Below are 16764 nucleotides of genomic sequence, written 5' to 3'. Positions count from 1 at the left end.
CGCTACAGTGACGGCATGCACGAGCAGCACTTCCAGGACATGGCACGGAGCCCCGGATCGGTCGGGGACGTCCTCCGCCTGGTCCGCGTCTCGGACACCACCTCGCGCTCGAGCATCGCCCGCAGCACCGGCCTCGCGCCGTCCACGGCCTCGGCCCGCGTCGATGCCCTGATGGCCCTCGGTCTCGTCCGCGAGAGCGGTGCCGAGGGGTCGCGCGGCGGCCGCCGGGCACGACGGCTCGAGCTCGTCGCGGACGCCGGCTTCGTCGCCGCGGCCGACCTCGGCGCCCACCACGTGCGCATCGTGCTGACCGACCTGGCCGGCACGGTGCTCGCCGACACCGACGCGCTCGAGCACGGTGCCGGCACCGTGCCGGTCGCGGCCGGACCCCGTGCCTCGGTCGCCGCGCTGTGGGAGCGCTTCGTCGAGCTGGCCGCGGACAGCGGGCTCGACATGGCGCGCTTCCGTGGTGCGGCGATCAGCGTCCCCGCGCCGGTGTCGTACCCGGGCGGGAGCGTGGCGACGCCCTCGTTCGAGCCGTCCTGGCACGGGGCCGTGCTGCCCGAGCTGTTCGCGGAGTACACGGACGTCCCCGTCCTCGTCGAGAACGACGCCAACCTCATCGCCCTCGCCGAGCGTCCGGGCCCGGACCGCGTCGGCACCCTCGTCGCCGTGAAGCTCGGCACCCGCATCGGCTCCGGGGTCCTGCTCGACGGTCGGCTGCACCGCGGCGTGAGCGGTGCGGCGGGGGAGATCAGCCACACGCCGGTGGACGGCGAGGCCGCCATCGGCTGCACCTGCGGCGTGCCGGACTGCCTCGAGTCGGTGGCGTCCGGCGGAGCGATCGTCGCGCGGCTCCGGGCCGCCGGACACCGTGTCGGCGGGACGAGCGACGTCCTGGCGCTCGCCGCGCAGGGCGACACCGACACGCTCGACGAACTCCGCCGGGCGGGCGAGCACATCGGCCGGGTGCTCTCCGGAATCGTGAACTTCTGCAACCCGAGCGAGGTCGTGCTCGCGGGGGCGATGTCCGCCTCGTCCGTGCTCGTCGCGACGATCCGCGGGGAGCTCTACCGGTCGTGCCTGCCGATGGTCGCCGACGCGCTCGACGTCCGGGCCAGCGCCGCGCCGCGCGACGCCGGCATCCGCGGCGCCACCGTGCTCGCGGTCGACGAGGTCCTGGCGCCGACACGGATCGACGACCTCGTCCGGACGGCAGCGGAGCAGACCGCGTGAGCGCCGCGGTGGGGACGTCCGAGCGGCACGGCGCGGTCGTCGCCGTCGACGTCGGCGGCACCACGGTCAAGGGGATGGTCCGGGTCGGCGACGTCGTGCTCGACCGTGTCGTCGTCCCGACCTTCGGCGCTGCGCCGGTCGTCGACGCCCTGGCAGCCGGTGGCCCGGCGCTCGCCGCGATCGCCGCGGTCGTCGACCGCCTCGCTGCCGCCGCTGCCCGGGCCGGGCACCCGCTCGCCGCGATCGGCCTGTGCACCCCGGGCGTCGTGGACTCCCCGGCGGGAACGGTCGTCGTCGCGGTGAACCTCGACTGGCGCGACCTGCCGATCGTCGCGCTCCTCGGCGACCGGTACGGCGTCCCCGTCGCGGTCGCACACGACGCCCGTGCCGCGGCGACGGCCGAGATCGCCGCACGGACCGCGGCCGGGCGCGACGTCACCGAGCTCGTCTTCATCCCGATCGGTACCGGCATCTCCGCGAGCCTGGTCGTCGACGGCCGGCTCGTCGTCGGCGCCGCCGGGGGTGCCGGCGAGGTCGGGCACGTCTGCGTCCGACCCGGCGGCGAGCAGTGCACATGCGGACAGCGCGGCTGCGTCGAGGCGTACGCCTCCGCCCGGAACGTCGCGCGGCGCTACCGCGAGGCCGGCGGCACCATCGACGGCGGCGCCGAGGACATCGTCGCCGCCGTGGACACCGACCCCGTCGCCGCCGCGGTGTGGGCCGACGCGGTCGACGCCCTCGCCGCCGGTGTCGCGATCCTCGCGGCCGTGCTCGACCCCGCGGTCGTCGTCGTCGGCGGGGGACTCGGGGAGTCCGGCGAGCGACTGCTCGCCCCGCTGCGGACGGCCGTCGACGCCCGGCTCGGCTGGCGACCGTCGCCCCGCATCGAGCAGTCGCTCGCCGGCGCCGGCGCGGGACTGGCCGGGGCCGCCCTGCTCGCCACGGCCGCCGCCGCACCGGCACCAGCACCAGACCACGGAACCAGGAGGAACCCATGACCGAACAGCGACTCCGGATCGGCCTCGTCGGCGCGGGGGTGATCGCCCACGCCCACCTGCCGAACCTGCTCCGCATCGGTGACGTCGTCGTCTTCTCCGAGGTCGGTGCCGAGGAACTCGTGGCCGCGCACGGCGGCGAGGTCGTCGGCTCCCTCGACGAGCTCCTCGCCCGCGTCGACGTGGTGGACGTCGTCGTCCCCACCTACGCGCACGCCGAGGTCGTCCGTGCCGCGCTCGCCGCCGGCAAGGACGTCATCAGCGAGAAGCCCCTCGCCCGCACCGACGCCGACGCCGACGACCTGGTCCGCCTGGCGCACGAGGCCGGGCGGCAGCTCTACCCGGCGCACGTCGTGCGGTACTTCCCGGAGTACGTCCGCCTGAAGGCCGCCGTCGAGGCCGGGCAGCTCGGCGAGCTCGCCGTCCTGCGGTTCGTGCGGTCCGGTGCGTTCCCCACCCGCTCGGCCTGGTTCGCCGACCCCGCCCTCTCCGGCGGCATCATCATGGACCAGATGATCCACGACCTGGACATCGCGCGCTGGATCGCCGGCGAGGTCGTCCGGGTCAGCGCGGTGCACGTGCGGAAGGGCACCGTCGACCACCCCGTCGAGGCCGCGCACGTCCTGCTCACCCACGCCTCGGGCGCGATCAGCCACGTCGCGGGCATCTGGGGCCCGGCACACCTGCCGTTCGTCACCGAGTTCTCCGCAGCCGGCACGCTCGGCACCCTGTCGCACGACTCCCGCGACGAGCGGAACTACACGGCGGAGCTCCTCGACGAGGAGGCCGTCGGCGGCGACCTGCCGGAGCTCGACCCCACCGAGGACCCCTACTTCCTCGAGATCCGCGAGTACCTCGGGGCGTTCCGGGGCGGCGCGGTGCCGCGCGTCTCGGCGGAGGACGGCGCCACCGCCGTCCGGATCGTCAACGCCGCGCTCCGCTCCGTCGAGACCGGCCAGCCCGTCGACCTCGAGCCCGCCGCCGGCCGCACGCACGGGACGGTCACCGCATGAGCCCCCTGCGCATCGGCGTGCTGTCCTTCGCGCACACGCACGCGATCTCCTACCTCGCCGCGCTCCGCGCGATGCCGGACGTCGAGGTCGTCGGCACCGATCCGGACGGCACGTCGACCGGCACCGACCTCGTCGACCTCCGCGGCCGCGAGCTCGCCGAGGCCCTCGACGTGCCGTACGTCGACACCGTCGAGGAGCTCCTCGCCCAGGGCGTCGACGCGGTCGTGGTCACGAGCGAGAACGCCCGGCACCGTGCCCTCGTCGAGCAGGCCGCCGCCGCCGGGGCGCACGTGCTCTGCGAGAAGCCGCTCGCCACGACGTGGGAGGACGGTCTGGCCATGCGCGCCGCCGCCGACGCCGCGGGCGTGCTCCTCATGGTCGCCTTCCCGGTGCGGTTCGCCGGGACCTTCGCCCGGCTCAGCGCGACGAAGCGTGCCGGACGGCTCGGCGACGTCCTCTCGGTGCGCGGCGCGAACAACGGCATGCTCCCGCTGACGCGGTCGTGGTTCACGGAGCCGGAGCTCTCGGGCGGCGGCGCGATCGTCGACCACGTGGTGCACATCGCGGACCTGCTCGACGCGCTCCTCGACGGCACGCCCGCGGTGACCGTCACGGCCGTGACGAACCGGGTGCTGCACGCGGCACGCGCACGGGCCGAGACCGCGGGCCTGGTGACGATCACCTACGCCGACGGCACGATCGCCGCGATCGACTGCTCGTGGAGCCGACCGGACACGTCGCCGACGTGGGGCGGGCTGGCCCTCACCGTCGTCGGGACCGAGGGATCGGTGGACGTCGACTTCTTCCGGCCGAGCGTCCGCGGGCTCGACGCTGCGAGCGGTCGGTCGGTGGTGCTGCCCTACGGGCCGGACTTCGACGCGGCGATGCTCGAGACGTTCGTGGCGGCCGTCCGCAGCGGGGAACAGCCCCAGCCCGACGCGGCCGTGGGGCTGCGTACGCTCGCGGTCGTGCTGGCGGCGCAGGAGTCCGCGGCGAGCGGCGAGACGGTGCGGGTGCGGTCCGTCTGACGCGACCACATGACGGTCTCAGGAACCGCCGGCCGCCGCCCAGAGCCGGCGCGCGTTCGCGAGCCCGCGCTCGACGGCGTCGACGTCGTCCTCGAGCCCCTCGAACTCGATCGACACCGGCCCGTCGAAGCCGCTCGCGACGATCCGCTCCACGATCCGACCGAGCGGCAGGTCCCCGTGCCCGACCACCGTGCCGAGCACCGCGCGACCGGCGAGGGTCGGCAACCAGCCGTCCGCGGCGGGCGGCGTCTCGCGCACCAGGAAGTCCTTGAGGTGCACGACGGCCGCGACCGGCAGCGTCCGCTGCACCGCCCGGAGCGGGTCGTCGTCGAGGCACACGAAGTTCCCGACGTCGAGCAGGGTGCGGAAGTTCGGTCGGTCGACCTCGTGCACGAGCCGCAGGATCCGCTCGCTGTCGTTGAACGCGAACCCGTGGTTCTCGACCATGGTGGTGATGCCGAGCGTCTCGGCGTGCTCGGCGACCGCACGGCACACCGGCACGACCTGCGCGAGCACCCGCTCGAACTCGGCGTGGTCCGCGTCCCGCCAGGCCCACGGCACCACGTCGTGGCGGAACCGGGTGATCCCGAGCCGGTGGGCGACGTCGAGGTGCTCGTGCACGCGCCGCACCTCGGCGTCGACGGTGGCGGGGTCGGAGAAGTCCGCACCGATCACGTGGTTCGCGAGCCCGATGCCGCGCGAAGCTGCGTGCTCGCGGATGCGGTCGACCAGGTCGGGCTGCCGGGGCAGGTCGTCGCCGAAGCCGCCGGCCGCGATCTCCAGGTGCTCGCCGCCGGCATCGGCGACGCGGTCGACCACGTCGAGGATCGTCAGCGCACCGCGCTGGAGGGAGCGGGCGTAGCTGTAGGAGGACACTCCGAGGCGCATGGCGCGACCCTAGCCGCTCCGGTCTCGCCGCCACCAGGGGTGCGGACGGCCCCCGCGCCGCTCGCGCGGGTGGGGGACCACGGCAGCCGACGGAAGAGCGGCATGAGCGGCTGGACCATCGGCCCGATCACGAACGCGGCGACCACCGTGCCGACGCCGACGTCACCGCCGAGGAGCCACCCGACCACGACGACGGTGACCTCGATCACGGTCCGCGCGAGCCAGAGCGGCCAGCCGAACCGTTCGTGCACGCCGACCATCAGGCCGTCGCGCGCACCGGTGCCGAGGCCCGCGCCGATGTAGCACGCCGTCGCGACCGCGAGCAGCACCAGTCCCGCCGCGAAGAGCAGGACCCGGGCCACGAGCCCGTCCGGCTCGGGGACGAGCCAGAGCACGAGGTCGGCGGCGGGGCCGATCGCCAGGACGTTGCAGAGCGTGCCGATGCCGGGCCGCTGGCGGAGCGGGATCCAGAGCAGCAGGATCACGACGCTCGACACCACGGTGATGACGCCGAACGACCAGGGCAGCACGTTCTCCAGGCCCTGCGTCAGGACCGTCCACGACCCGACGCCGACCACGGCGCGGACCTGCAGCGCGGTCGACGCGCCGTAGAGGAACAGGCCGACGAGCAGTTGGACGGAGCGCAGGACGAGTGCGGGGGTGCGGTGCATGCCGACGATGCTCGTCCTCGATTGGCCTGTTGGTCGAGAGCCAATCGCACTACGGTGGACCCGTGTCCCCGGTCTCGCTGAGCGCCCGCGCCGCCGCCCTCCTGCTTCCCGACTGGCGTGCTGCCAGCGGTGCCCCGGCGTACGAGGCGTTGTCCGACGCGCTCCGCGTGCTCGTGATCGACGGGCGGGTGCCGCTCGGCGTCCGGCTCCCGGCCGAACGCGGGCTCGCCGATGCCCTCGGGGTGTCCCGGACCACGGTCGCGAACGCGTACGCCCGACTCCGGTCCGACGGCTTCCTCGTGTCGCTCCGGGGCTCCGGCAGCGTCGTGCACCTGCCGCGGGACCTCGTCGGGCGTCCCGATCCCGAGCGGCCCGGCGGCGTGGTCGGGGACGACCTGCTCGACCTCCGCAAGGCCGCGATGCACGCCGCACCCGAGGTCGCCGAGGCCGTCGAGCGCGCGGTCCGGTACGTGCCCGCGGCGCTCGCCGGGATCGGCTACGACACGGTCGGCGATCCCGGGCTCCGCGCCGCGATCGCCGACCGGTACACTGAGCGCGGGCTGCCGACCGACCCGTCGCAGGTCGTCGTGACGATCGGCGCCCAGCACGCCATCGCGCTCCTCGCCCGTGTGCTCGTCCGCCGCGGCGACACGGTGCTCGTCGAGTCCCCGACCTACCCGCACGCGCACGAGGCGTTCCGCGAGGCCGGCGGTCGACTCGTCGGCGTCCCCGTCGACGCGCGCACCGGGTGGGACGCCACGGCGCTCGAGACGACGCTCCGCCGGACCGCGCCCGCGGTCGCCTACCTGATGCCCGAACTGCACAACCCGACCGGGGCGACCATGTCCGCCGCCACCCGCGAACGCCTGCTCACCGTCGCGGCGTCGACCGGGACCGTCGTGGTGGCCGACGAGACGATGGGCGAGCTCCGCATCGACGGGACGCCCGCGCCGCCGCTGGCCGCGGCGGACCCGGCGGTGGTCATGATCGGCTCGGCGGCCAAGGTGTTCTGGGGCGGGCTGCGGATCGGGTGGATCCGCGCGGACCCGGACCTGCTGCAGCTGCTGCTCCTCGCCCGCCCGACGGGCGACCTCGGCACGCCCGTGCTCGACCAGCTGGTCGCGCGCGAGCTCGTCCCGCGCACCGCGGCCGTCCTGGCGGCGCGGCGCACCGCCCTGCGCACCGGTCGCGACGACGTCGTGGCCGCGTTGCGCGCGCGCCTGCCCGAGTGGGACGTCCCGTCGCCGGACGGCGGCCTGACGACGTGGGTCGGGCTCGGCCGGCCGGTGTCGAGCGCGCTCGTGCTCGCGGCGCGTGCCGAGGGCGTCGTGCTCGCCTCCGGCGGGGTGTTCGGCCCGGACGGCGGGTTCGAGCGCTTCCTGCGGGTGCCGTACACGATGGGGGCGGCCGACCGGGAGCGCATGGTCGAGGTGCTCGAGCGAGCGTGGGCCCGCGTCGGGGGCGAGGGCACGGGCGTCCGCGGGTCGCTCGCCGCGGTCGTCTGAGCGGTGTCGGGCGGCCGGTTCTGTTCGCAGGTGGAACTGCGAGGATCGGCTCGTGCACTTCCTCTCGGTCTTCAGCCTCCGCAACCGTGCCCTCATCGCGCTCGTCACGATCGTCGTCGCGGTGTTCGGCGGCATCGCGCTGACGAACCTCAAGCAGGAGCTCATCCCGAGCGTCCAGTTCCCCCAGGTGGCGATCGTGAGCGCCTACCCGGGCGCGACGCCGGAGGTCGTGTCGAACGACGTCTCGACGAAGATCGAGCAGGCGATCCAGGTGGTGCCGGACCTCGAGTCGACGAGCGCGACCTCGTCCACCGGGCAGAGCGTCGTCTCGGCCTCGTTCGACTACGGCTCGAACCTGGCGAGCGCCGAGGACAAGATCCAGACCGCGGTGAACGCGCTCTCGTTGCCGGACACCGTGCAGACGCAGATCGTCACCGGGTCCTTCGACGACCTGCCGGTCCTGCAGCTCGCGGTGACCGGCTCCGGCAACCAGGAGCAGCTGGTCGACCGGTTGAACGCGACCGCGGTGCCGGACCTCGAGAAGCTCGACGGCGTCCGGCAGGCCGACGTGTTCGGCAACCCGGGGCGTCGCGTCGTCATCACACCGAACGAGGACGAACTGGCGTCGCGGGGGCTCACGACGCAGTCGATCTCGGACGCGCTCGACGACAACGGCACGCTCATCCCGGGCGGCACCATCACGCAGGACGGCCGGACGCTCTCGGTGCAGACGGGTGCGCGGATCGCGTCCTTGGACGACATCCGCGGGCTGCCGCTGACCGCGTCGAGCGGGTCGGGGTCGTCGGGCTCCGGGTCGGGGTCCGGCTCGTCCGGTTCGACCTCGGGTGCCGGCGGTGCCGCGACCCAGGGCGGCGCCGCGGCCGGCACACCGGGAAGCGCGGGGACGGGGACCGGCACCGGAGCCGTCGGTTCCGGTGACGGCACGGCCGGCGGGACCGCCGCGGGCCAGTCCGGCGCGGGCCAGACCGGCACCGGGACCACCGCGACCGGCGGGACGGGCGCGAGCACGGCCTCCACGCCGACCTCGCTCGGTGACGTCGCGACCGTGCAGATCGAGGAGTCGCCGCGCACGTCGATCAGCCGTGTCGACGGCAAGACCGCGCTGACCATCGCCATCACGAAGACGCAGGAGGCGAACACGGTCGACGTCTCCGAGACGGTGAAGGCCGCCCTGCCCGGCATCGAGGCGAAGGTCGCGGGCTCCCCGCAGTTCACCGTCGTCTTCGACCAGGCCCCCTACATCCAGCAGTCCATCGACTCGCTCGCCGAGGAGGGGCTGCTCGGCCTCGGCTTCGCGGTCGTCGTCATCCTCGTGTTCCTGCTGTCCTGGCGCTCCACGCTGGTCACGGCGATCTCGATCCCGACGTCGGTGCTGCTCGCCGCGATCGGCATGCAGGCGGCCGGCTACACGCTCAACATCATCACGCTCGCCGCGCTGACGATCGCGATCGGCCGCGTGGTCGACGACTCGATCGTGGTCATCGAGAACATCAAGCGGCACCTGCAGCCCGGGGTCGACCGCGGACGGGCGGTGCTCGACGCCGTGCGCGAGGTCGCGGGCGCCGTGACCGCGTCCACCCTCACCACCGTGGCGGTGTTCCTGCCCGTGGCCTTCGTCGCCGAGCTCGTCGGCGAGCTCTTCCGGCCGTTCGCGCTCACGGTCACGATGGCGCTGATCGCATCGCTGCTCGTGTCGCTGACGATCGTGCCGGTCCTGGCGTACTGGTTCCTCCGGGCGCCGCGGACGCACCGGCACGCCGACGTCGGCCGTGCCCGGGAACCGCAGCCCGCCGCCTCCGCCCCGGCCGCCGCGACCGGTGCCCTGGCCTCCGCCGACGACCTGCACGACGCGGGCGCCTCCGACCGGCTGCGCCGCGGGTACCTGCCCGTGCTCCGCTGGGCGATCGGTCGTCCGGCGCTCGTGCTCGTCCTCGCCCTGCTCGTGCTCGGTGGCACCGTCGCGGCCGTCCCGTTCGTCAAGACGAACTACCTCGGCGACTCCGGGCAGAACACCTTCACCGTGACGCAGGACCTCGAGCCGGGCACGAGCCTCGACGAGCAGTCGGACGCCGCCCGCAAGGTCGAGGGCGTCCTGCGCGACGTCTCCGGCGTCGAGACCGTCCAGACCACCATCGGGTCGAGCGGCCAGTCCATCCAGGCGGCGTTCGGCGGTGGTGCCTCGGCGTCGGTGCAGTACAACGTCACGACCGACGCGGGTGCCGACCAGACGACGATCCAGTCGGCGGCCCGTGACCGCATCGGGCGGATCGACGGCGTCGGCGAGGTCAGCCTGTCGTCGGGCGGCGGCGGGTTCGGCGGGTCGAGCGACATCGAGGTCGACGTCACCGCGCCGACCCAGGCCGAGCTCGAGACCGCGGCCGGCAAGGTCCTCACGCAGATGCGCGGCGTCGCGGGCACGACCGGGGCGACGAGCAACCTCTCCGCCGCCGAGCCGTACCTGGCCGTGAAGGTCGACCGGAGCAAGGCGGCCGAGCGCGGGCTCACCGAGACGCAGGTCGGCGGGATCGTCGCCGCGTCGGTGTCCCCGCGCGACACCGGCAGCGTCGAGATCGACGACGCCACCCTCGACGTCTACATCGCCGACCCGGAGCCGCCCACGACGATCGACGCCCTGGAGGCGCTGTCGATCCCGACCGCGAGCGGTGACGTCCCGCTGTCCGACGTCGCCACGATCGAGCAGTCCGACGGACCGACGACGATCACGACGTCCGACGCGGTCCGCACCGCGACCATCACGGTGACGCCGGACTCGACGAACCTCGGCGAGGCCGTGCAGAACGTCACGGCGGCGGTGGACCGGCTCGACCTGCCTCGCGGCGCGTCGGCGACGATCGGCGGTGTGGCCTCGAGCCAGTCGTCGGCGTTCAGTCAGCTGCTGCTCGCGGTGCTGGTGGCCGTGCTCATCGTCTACGTGATCATGGTCGCGACGTTCCGCAGCCTGCGGCAGCCGCTCATGCTGCTCGTCTCGATCCCGTTCGCGGCGACCGGTGCGGTCCTGCTGCAGATCGTCACGGGCATCCCGCTCGGTGTCGCCTCGATCATCGGCCTGCTCATGCTCGTCGGCATCGTCGTGACGAACGCCATCGTGCTCATCGACCTCGTGAACCAGTACCGGCGCCGGGGACTCCGGGTGCGCGAGGCCCTGGTCGAGGGCGCGACCCGGCGACTCCGGCCGATCCTCATGACGGCACTGGCGACGATCTTCGCGCTGCTGCCGATGGCGGTCGGGCTCACCGGGAAGTCCGGGTTCATCTCGCAGCCGCTCGCGCTGGTCGTGATCGGTGGGCTGGTGTCCTCGACGCTGTTGACCCTCGTGGTGCTGCCGGTGCTCTACTCGGTGGTCGAGGGGTTCTTCGAGCGACGGGCCGACCGACGGGCGGCGCGGGCCGCGGAGCGTGACGGGGCCGACACCGGCACGGCGGAGGCGTAGCGCGGCGCTCGGCTTAGTCGCGGGAGCCGGACTCCTCGGCGTCGACCTCGCGGAACCACGAGACGACGACGCAGGTCAGCGTGACGAGGAACACGATCGCGGCCCCCTGCGCGGCGACGGCCATGCGGCCGGTCGCTGCCGAGTAGCCCCCGAAGGCCACCGCGGCCGTGAACGACAGCCCGAGGAGGAGCTCCGCGTAGGTCCGGACGGAGCTGCGGTGGGGCCACTCGGTCGGGACGCTCAGGGGACGGTCGATGGTGTCGGTCACACAGGAAGTCTGCGCGGAGCGCTCAGCTGCCGCACACCCGAATCCGGGTGCCACCCGCACGGGGCACGGCGCACCCGACTACCCGAGCCGCGCCCGCAGGAAGGCCACGACCCGCTCGCTCATCGCCCGGTCGAGCTGCGCGATCGAGTGGGCCGTGCCCTCGACCGCCACGAACGTCACGGGCACGTCGTGGGCACGCAGCGTCGCGACGAACTCCTGCGACTCCCAGAGCGGGATGAACTCGTCGGTCGAGTGCCCGACGAAGAACGGCGGGGTGTCCGCGGTGACGTGGGACCCGGGCGACGCCTGCTCCGCGGCCGGACAGTCGGCGTACGTCCGGCAGCCCAGGTAGAGCAGCTGCTTGCGCTGGAACGAGGCGGAAACCCCGTCCGGCTCGGTCGACCGTGCCGTCAGGTCCGTCGGACCGCTCAGGTCCACCACCGCGCGCACCCGGTCGCCGGCGGCCCAGGCGGCGGACTCGTGGTCCTGGACGGCGAGCAGCGCGGCGAGGTTGCCGCCGGCGCTGCCGCCGAACAGGCCGACCCGGTCGGGGTCGATGTCGTAGGTCTCCAGGGTCGCCGGGCGGAACACCCAGTCGAGTGCCCGGCGGACGTCGTCGTACCCGGCGGGCCACGGGTCGGTCGGGGCCAGGCGGTAGTCGACGTTGACGGTCACGAAGCCCTCGGACGCCAGGTACTGGCAGACCGCTCGGTAGGCCGCGGTCGCCTTGTCGCCGTGCGACCAGCTGCCGCCGTGGATCATCATCACGGCCGGGCGGCCCGACGATGGGCGGGGGTCCGCCCGGGCGGGGTCCGCCGCCGTGCTGGGCGAGCGCGAGGGCGAGGGTGTCGGTGTCGCCGTGGTGTCGGGCGCGCTGTCCGGCGGCAGGCAGACGTCGAGTCGCTGCAGGTCCGCGGAGCCGTACGGCACGTCGGCCACGACGTCGATCCCCGGGTAGCGCAGCGAGAGCGGGTAGATCACCGGCTCGGCCGTCACGGTCTCGTCCCGGTCCGCCGCGGGGGCGCCGCTGCACGACACGAGCGCACCGAGCACCGCCCCCGCGGTGAGGAGTGCGAGCAGTGTCCGGCGGCCTGTCCTCATCGGCGTCCACGCTAACCCGCGGTCCCGTGCGCCGCGTCCGCTGCGTCCGCCGCCGAGCCTCCGGTGCCAGGACGGGCCCGCGGTGCCAGGATGGAGGAGACCCGCAGGAGGACCCGTGAGCCGTCGCAAGGCCTGGAACACCGACCCCGAACCGCTGCTCCGCGTCGAGGAGGGCTTCCGCCTGGACCGCGTCGACCCCGACGGCACCCCGGGCTTCCCCGGGCGCAAGATCGACGGGCTCGAGTCGCTCGCCACCGGCGCTGATCGCCTGGCGGCCCTGCAGGAGCGACTGCACGCCGCGAGCACGGCGGGGGACGAGCGCCGCGTGCTCCTCGTGCTGCAGGCGATGGACACCGCGGGCAAGGGCGGCATCGTCTCGCACGTCGTCGGCGCGGTCGACCCGAACGGCGTGCACTACGCCGGCTTCGGTGCCCCCACCGCCGAGGAGCGCGAGCACGACTTCCTCTGGCGCGTCGAGCGCGAGCTCCCGCGGGCCGGGCAGCTCGGGGTGTTCGACCGGTCCCACTACGAGGACGTCCTCATCCAGAAGGTGCGGTCGATGGCCCCGCCCGAGGAGATCGAACGCCGCTACGGCGCCATCGTCGAGTTCGAGGACCGGCTCGTCGCCGCGGGTACGACCGTCGTCAAGGTGATGCTGCACATCTCGAAGGACGAGCAGCGCGAGCGGCTCGGCGACCGGCTCGACCGCCCGGACAAGCACTGGAAGTTCAACCCGGGCGACATCGACGAGCGGCTCCTCTGGGACGAGTACCAGGAGGCCTACCAGACGGTCTTCGACCGGACCTCGACGGCGCGTGCACCCTGGTACGTCGTCCCGGCGAACCGCAAGTGGTACGCCCGCCTCGCCGTCCAGCAGCTCCTCCTCCGCGCCCTGGAGGACATGCAGCTCAGCTGGCCCGCGGCCGACTTCGACGTGGCCGAGCAGCGGCAGCGGCTCGCGGAGTCCTGATCCCGGGCTCCGGTCGGGAGGCCCGCCCCACCCCGTCCCCGCGGCTCACGTCCGCCCCGGGGCTGGCGGGCGCGCGCCGGGTCGCGTAGACTCACTCGGTCGGCCTTCGACGCCGTGACACTGTGATCACGGCCTTTGCTCGGGTGTGTGTTGTTCGAGGGCTGGATTCACGTCGAACCGCGACGGGAAGAACCCCCTCTCCGCCTCATGAGCCTGCGCCGACGTCGCTGCCGGGCACGCGGACGTCTGCACCCCGGAAAGAAGTCATGGCCCCGTACGACAAGGGCGCGCGTCAGCGTGCCGACGACCGAGTCCGCCACGCGAACGGCACCCCCGCCGCTCGCTCCAGCAAGCACCGCGGCTACCGCGCCGCCGACCCGTCGCAGCCGCGGCAGAAGCAGCGCTGGGACGCCGATGCGCGCCGCGGCCGCGAGGCGCAGGGCGAGCGTCCGGCCCGCCCGAACTGGGAGCCGCGCGACGGTGGTCAGCGCCGTGACGACCGCGGTGGTCGCGGGTTCGACCGCAACGAACGCGCCCCGCGCCGGTTCGAGCGTGACGACCGTGCACCGCGTCGTGACGACGACCGTGGTGGCCGTCGGTTCGACCGTGACGACCGTGCCCCGCGTCGCTTCGACCGCGACGACCGTGCACCGCGTCGTGACGACGACCGTGGTGGCCGTCGGTTCGACCGTGACGACCGCGCTCCGCGTCGCTTCGATCGTGACGAGCGTGCCCCGCGCCGTGACGACGAGCGTGCTCCGCGTCGGTTCGACCGCGACGACCGTGCTCCGCGCCGTTCGTTCGACCGTGACGACCGTGCGCCCCGTCGTGATGACGACCGCGCGCCCCGCCGCTTCGACCGTGACGACCGTGCTCCCCGTCGTGATGACGACCGCGCGCCCCGCCGCTTCGACCGTGACGACCGTGCTCCCCGTCGTGACCAGGACGACCGTCAGCGCCGTTCGTTCGACCGCGACGACCGTGCTCCCCGTCGCTTCGACCGCGACGACCGCGCCCCGCGTCGTTCCTCCGACCGCGACGACCGCCCCCAGCGCCGCTCGTTCGACGAGGACCGCGCTCCCCGCCGCGACCGCGACGACTCCCGCGGCTCGTACGTCCCCGCCGACGACGTCAAGCTCGAGAAGCTCCAGGCCGAGGCGACCGTCGCGGCCGACGTCGAGGGCGTGAGCTTCACCGACCTCGGGATCGGCGGCAACATCTCCCGCACGCTCGCCGAGATGGGCGCCACGAGCCCGTTCCCGATCCAGGCCGCGACGATCCCCGACGTGCTCGCCGGCAAGGACGTGCTCGGCCGAGGCCGCACCGGCTCCGGCAAGACCATCGCCTTCGGTGCGCCCCTCGTCGAGAAGCTCATGGAGCACGGCGGCGGCACGAAGCGGAAGATGGGCCGCGCCCCGCGCGCGCTCATCCTCGCCCCGACGCGCGAACTCGCCCTGCAGATCGACCGCACGGTGCAGCCGATCGCCCGCTCGGTGGGCCTCTTCACGACGCAGATCTACGGCGGTGTGCCCTACGGCCGCCAGGAGGGCGCCCTCGAGCGCGGTGTCGACATCATCGTCGGCACCCCCGGTCGCGTGCAGGACCTGATGAACAAGGGGAAGCTCGACCTCAGCGAGGTCGTCGTCTCCGTGCTCGACGAGGCCGACCACATGTGCGACCTCGGGTTCCTCGAGCCCGTGCGGGAGATCCTCTCGGCCACGGCCGAGGTCACGCCGCAGGGCAACCGGGCGCAGAAGCTCCTGTTCAGCGCGACCCTCGACGCGCAGGTCGCGTCGCTGGTGTCCGAGTTCCTGCACGAGCCGAGCGTCCACGAGGTCGCCGGCGAGGACCAGGCCTCCTCGACCATCGACCACCGCGTGCTGGTCGTCGAGCAGCGCCAGAAGGACCAGGTCCTCGAGGAGCTCGTGGCCGGTGACGGCAAGACGATCGTCTTCGCCCGCACCCGCGCCTACGCGGAGCGTCTGGCCGACCAGTTCGAGGACGCCGGCATCCGTGCGACCTCGCTCCACGGCGACCTGAACCAGTCGCGGCGCACCCGCAACCTGCAGCTGCTCACGAGCGGCCGGGTGAACGTGCTCGTCGCGACCGACGTCGCCGCGCGCGGCATCCACGTCGACGACGTGTCGCTCGTCGTGCAGGCCGACGCCCCGGACGACTACAAGGCCTACATGCACCGCTCGGGCCGCACGGGTCGTGCCGGCAAGGAGGGCACGGTCGTGACGATCGTCCCGCGCGGTCGCATCCGGAAGATCGAGGGCATCCTCGAGAACGCCGAGATCGAGGCGGACCTCGTGCAGGCGGCGCCCGGTGACGGCATCGTGGCGGAGCTCGCCGCGCGCTAGTCGCGACCAGACGACGGACGGGAGGCGCGGTGCCAGCTGGCACCGCGCCTCCCGTCCGTCTGGTGGGACCGGTGTCAGCGGTTGAAGAAGAGCAGGCCCCGCACGTAGCCAGCCTGGCCGGCGTGCTGCGTGCAGTCGTCGAGGATGCTGACCAGCCGGGCCCCGCGCGTCACGGGCGGGTCCCACGCGTCGTCGACCACGGGGTCGAGGTCGTCCGGACCCAGCGTCGCCAGGTAGGCCGCGGTGCGTTCGTGCACGGCGCGGAGGTAGCCGTTCAGCAGGTCCGCCGATGCGCGCACGCGACCGACGTCCTCGCGGGACATCCCGTAGCCGAGCGCCTCGGCCGGGAAGGGCAGGCCGAAGCGCTCCACCCAACCGTCCGCGGTCCAGACCTGCTCGGTGCCCGCGAGGTCCGCGACCTGTGCGTCCTGCCCACGGGCGGTGTGCCAGGCCAGCCATGCGAGCGTGTTGGCGCCCGCGGCCGGGCGGGCGGCGAGCTGGTCCGTGGAGAGGCCGTCGAGCGCGCGCGCGACGGTCTCGGGCACGCGGGCGAACGCTTCGGTGAGGAGTTCCGCTGGGGTCATGCGGCCGACGCTACGCGGGGCGTGCCGACCTCGCTTCCGGTGGTCGCCACCGGCGCTCGCTCAGCGCGCGGTGACTGCCCGGTGGTGTCCGTCGAGGGACGCGCCGATGGCCTCGAACGCCGACGCCACGGCGGTCCGGTCCGCGGGAGCGATCGCCGCTCCGAAGACCGCGGCCCAGGTGTCGCCGACCTCGCGGGCGACCGCGAGCCCGGCCGGTGTGCTCTGCACGAGGATGCTGCGGCGGTCGCCGGGGTTCGGACGGCGCTCGACCAGACCGCGCCGCTCGAGCCGGTCGAGCAGCGACGTCATCGCGCCCGTGCTCAGCTCGAGCTGGTCGCCCGCCTGCTTCGGGGTCGTCGCGTGCCCGTCGGTGGCACCCAGGTGCACGAGGAACCGCGTGTCCGTGACGTTCAGCCCGCGGGTCGCGCTCTCGTGGGCCAGCAGCCGTGCGTGCCGGACCTGCAGGAGCCGGAAGGCCTCCACCATGCGACCGAGTGCCGGGTCGCCGGGCCAGCCGCCCGCGGGCGCGACGACGGCCGCGGGGTCGACGTCGACGTCGGGGGAGACGGGGGCCGAGGACGTCGACGGCAGGCTGCGGGGCGGGAGGACGGGGGAGGCGTCGGGCACGGATGGCTCTTCTCGGGTGGGTGATCGCTGCGGCGATCGACGG

Annotated in this window: 14 protein-coding genes; 8 read left to right on the top strand and 6 right to left on the bottom strand. The window is 74.0% G+C overall.

Annotation, left to right across the window (positions count from 1 at the left end):
- Positions 1-15: 15 nt before the first annotated feature.
- From QUG92_RS13445 to QUG92_RS13430, 4 genes are read left to right on the top strand one after another with little or no spacing between them, the layout of a single operon-like run.
- A complete protein-coding gene (locus tag QUG92_RS13445; RefSeq protein WP_289459408.1) occupies positions 16-1236 on the top strand; it encodes an ROK family transcriptional regulator in 1221 nt (406 codons plus the stop codon).
- The gene (locus QUG92_RS13440; protein WP_289459407.1) at positions 1233-2234 is read left to right on the top strand and encodes an ROK family protein; all 1002 of its coding nucleotides are present in this window, start codon (positions 1233-1235) and stop codon (positions 2232-2234) included. The genes QUG92_RS13445 and QUG92_RS13440 overlap by 4 nt, the downstream gene beginning before the upstream one ends.
- On the top strand, positions 2231-3244 hold the full coding sequence (locus tag QUG92_RS13435) for a Gfo/Idh/MocA family protein (protein ID WP_289459406.1): 1014 nt from the start codon (positions 2231-2233) through the stop codon (positions 3242-3244). The genes QUG92_RS13440 and QUG92_RS13435 overlap by 4 nt, the downstream gene beginning before the upstream one ends.
- A complete protein-coding gene (locus tag QUG92_RS13430) occupies positions 3241-4272 on the top strand; it encodes a Gfo/Idh/MocA family protein (protein WP_289459405.1) in 1032 nt (343 codons plus the stop codon). Before QUG92_RS13435 ends, QUG92_RS13430 begins: the two co-directional genes overlap by 4 nt.
- Before the next feature lie 18 nt (positions 4273-4290).
- Here QUG92_RS13430 and QUG92_RS13425 read toward each other — a convergent pair whose 3' ends face one another.
- Together QUG92_RS13425 and yczE are read right to left on the bottom strand one after the other, a co-directional pair.
- On the bottom strand, positions 4291-5160 hold the full coding sequence (locus QUG92_RS13425; RefSeq protein ID WP_289459404.1) for a sugar phosphate isomerase/epimerase family protein: 870 nt from the start codon (positions 5158-5160) through the stop codon (positions 4291-4293).
- Entirely contained in the window at positions 5103-5831 is a 729-nt protein-coding gene (gene yczE / locus QUG92_RS13420; RefSeq protein ID WP_289459403.1) for a membrane protein YczE, read from the bottom strand. Before yczE ends, QUG92_RS13425 begins: the two co-directional genes overlap by 58 nt.
- A gap of 62 nt (positions 5832-5893) precedes the next feature.
- Between yczE and yczR the strand changes: the two genes are divergently transcribed.
- Both yczR and QUG92_RS13410 read left to right on the top strand, forming a co-directional pair.
- Entirely contained in the window at positions 5894-7336 is a 1443-nt protein-coding gene (gene yczR, locus QUG92_RS13415) for a MocR-like transcription factor YczR (protein ID WP_289459402.1), read from the top strand.
- A gap of 52 nt (positions 7337-7388) precedes the next feature.
- The gene (locus tag QUG92_RS13410) at positions 7389-10808 is read left to right on the top strand and encodes an efflux RND transporter permease subunit (RefSeq protein WP_289459401.1); all 3420 of its coding nucleotides are present in this window, start codon (positions 7389-7391) and stop codon (positions 10806-10808) included.
- A 13-nt stretch (positions 10809-10821) separates the two neighbouring features.
- Here the strand turns inward: QUG92_RS13410 and QUG92_RS13405 are convergent, their stop codons facing one another.
- Both QUG92_RS13405 and QUG92_RS13400 read right to left on the bottom strand, forming a co-directional pair.
- Positions 10822-11076, bottom strand: coding sequence for a hypothetical protein (locus QUG92_RS13405; protein ID WP_069712456.1), 255 nt, complete (start codon positions 11074-11076; stop codon positions 10822-10824).
- A gap of 78 nt (positions 11077-11154) precedes the next feature.
- Positions 11155-12177, bottom strand: a complete 1023-nt coding sequence (locus tag QUG92_RS13400; RefSeq protein WP_289459400.1) for an alpha/beta hydrolase — start codon at positions 12175-12177, stop codon at positions 11155-11157.
- A gap of 115 nt (positions 12178-12292) precedes the next feature.
- Here QUG92_RS13400 and QUG92_RS13395 point away from each other — a divergent pair, with 115 nt between their 5' ends.
- Together QUG92_RS13395 and QUG92_RS13390 are read left to right on the top strand one after the other, a co-directional pair.
- Positions 12293-13147, top strand: a complete 855-nt coding sequence (locus QUG92_RS13395) for a PPK2 family polyphosphate kinase (RefSeq protein WP_069712458.1) — start codon at positions 12293-12295, stop codon at positions 13145-13147.
- A gap of 266 nt (positions 13148-13413) precedes the next feature.
- Positions 13414-15510, top strand: coding sequence for a DEAD/DEAH box helicase (locus tag QUG92_RS13390; protein WP_289459399.1), 2097 nt, complete (start codon positions 13414-13416; stop codon positions 15508-15510).
- A 74-nt stretch (positions 15511-15584) separates the two neighbouring features.
- Here QUG92_RS13390 and QUG92_RS13385 read toward each other — a convergent pair whose 3' ends face one another.
- Both QUG92_RS13385 and QUG92_RS13380 read right to left on the bottom strand, forming a co-directional pair.
- Positions 15585-16094, bottom strand: coding sequence for a mycothiol transferase (locus tag QUG92_RS13385; protein ID WP_069712460.1), 510 nt, complete (start codon positions 16092-16094; stop codon positions 15585-15587).
- A 60-nt stretch (positions 16095-16154) separates the two neighbouring features.
- The gene (locus QUG92_RS13380; protein ID WP_182047181.1) at positions 16155-16721 is read right to left on the bottom strand and encodes a MarR family winged helix-turn-helix transcriptional regulator; all 567 of its coding nucleotides are present in this window, start codon (positions 16719-16721) and stop codon (positions 16155-16157) included.
- Between the last annotated feature and the right edge of the window lie 43 nt (positions 16722-16764).

The sequence above is a fragment of the Curtobacterium citri genome (genome assembly GCF_030362955.1).
Lineage (GTDB): Bacteria > Actinomycetota > Actinomycetes > Actinomycetales > Microbacteriaceae > Curtobacterium > Curtobacterium citri.
Note: the sequence above shows the minus strand (reverse complement) of the source record. Positions and strands in the feature narration are given on the sequence as shown.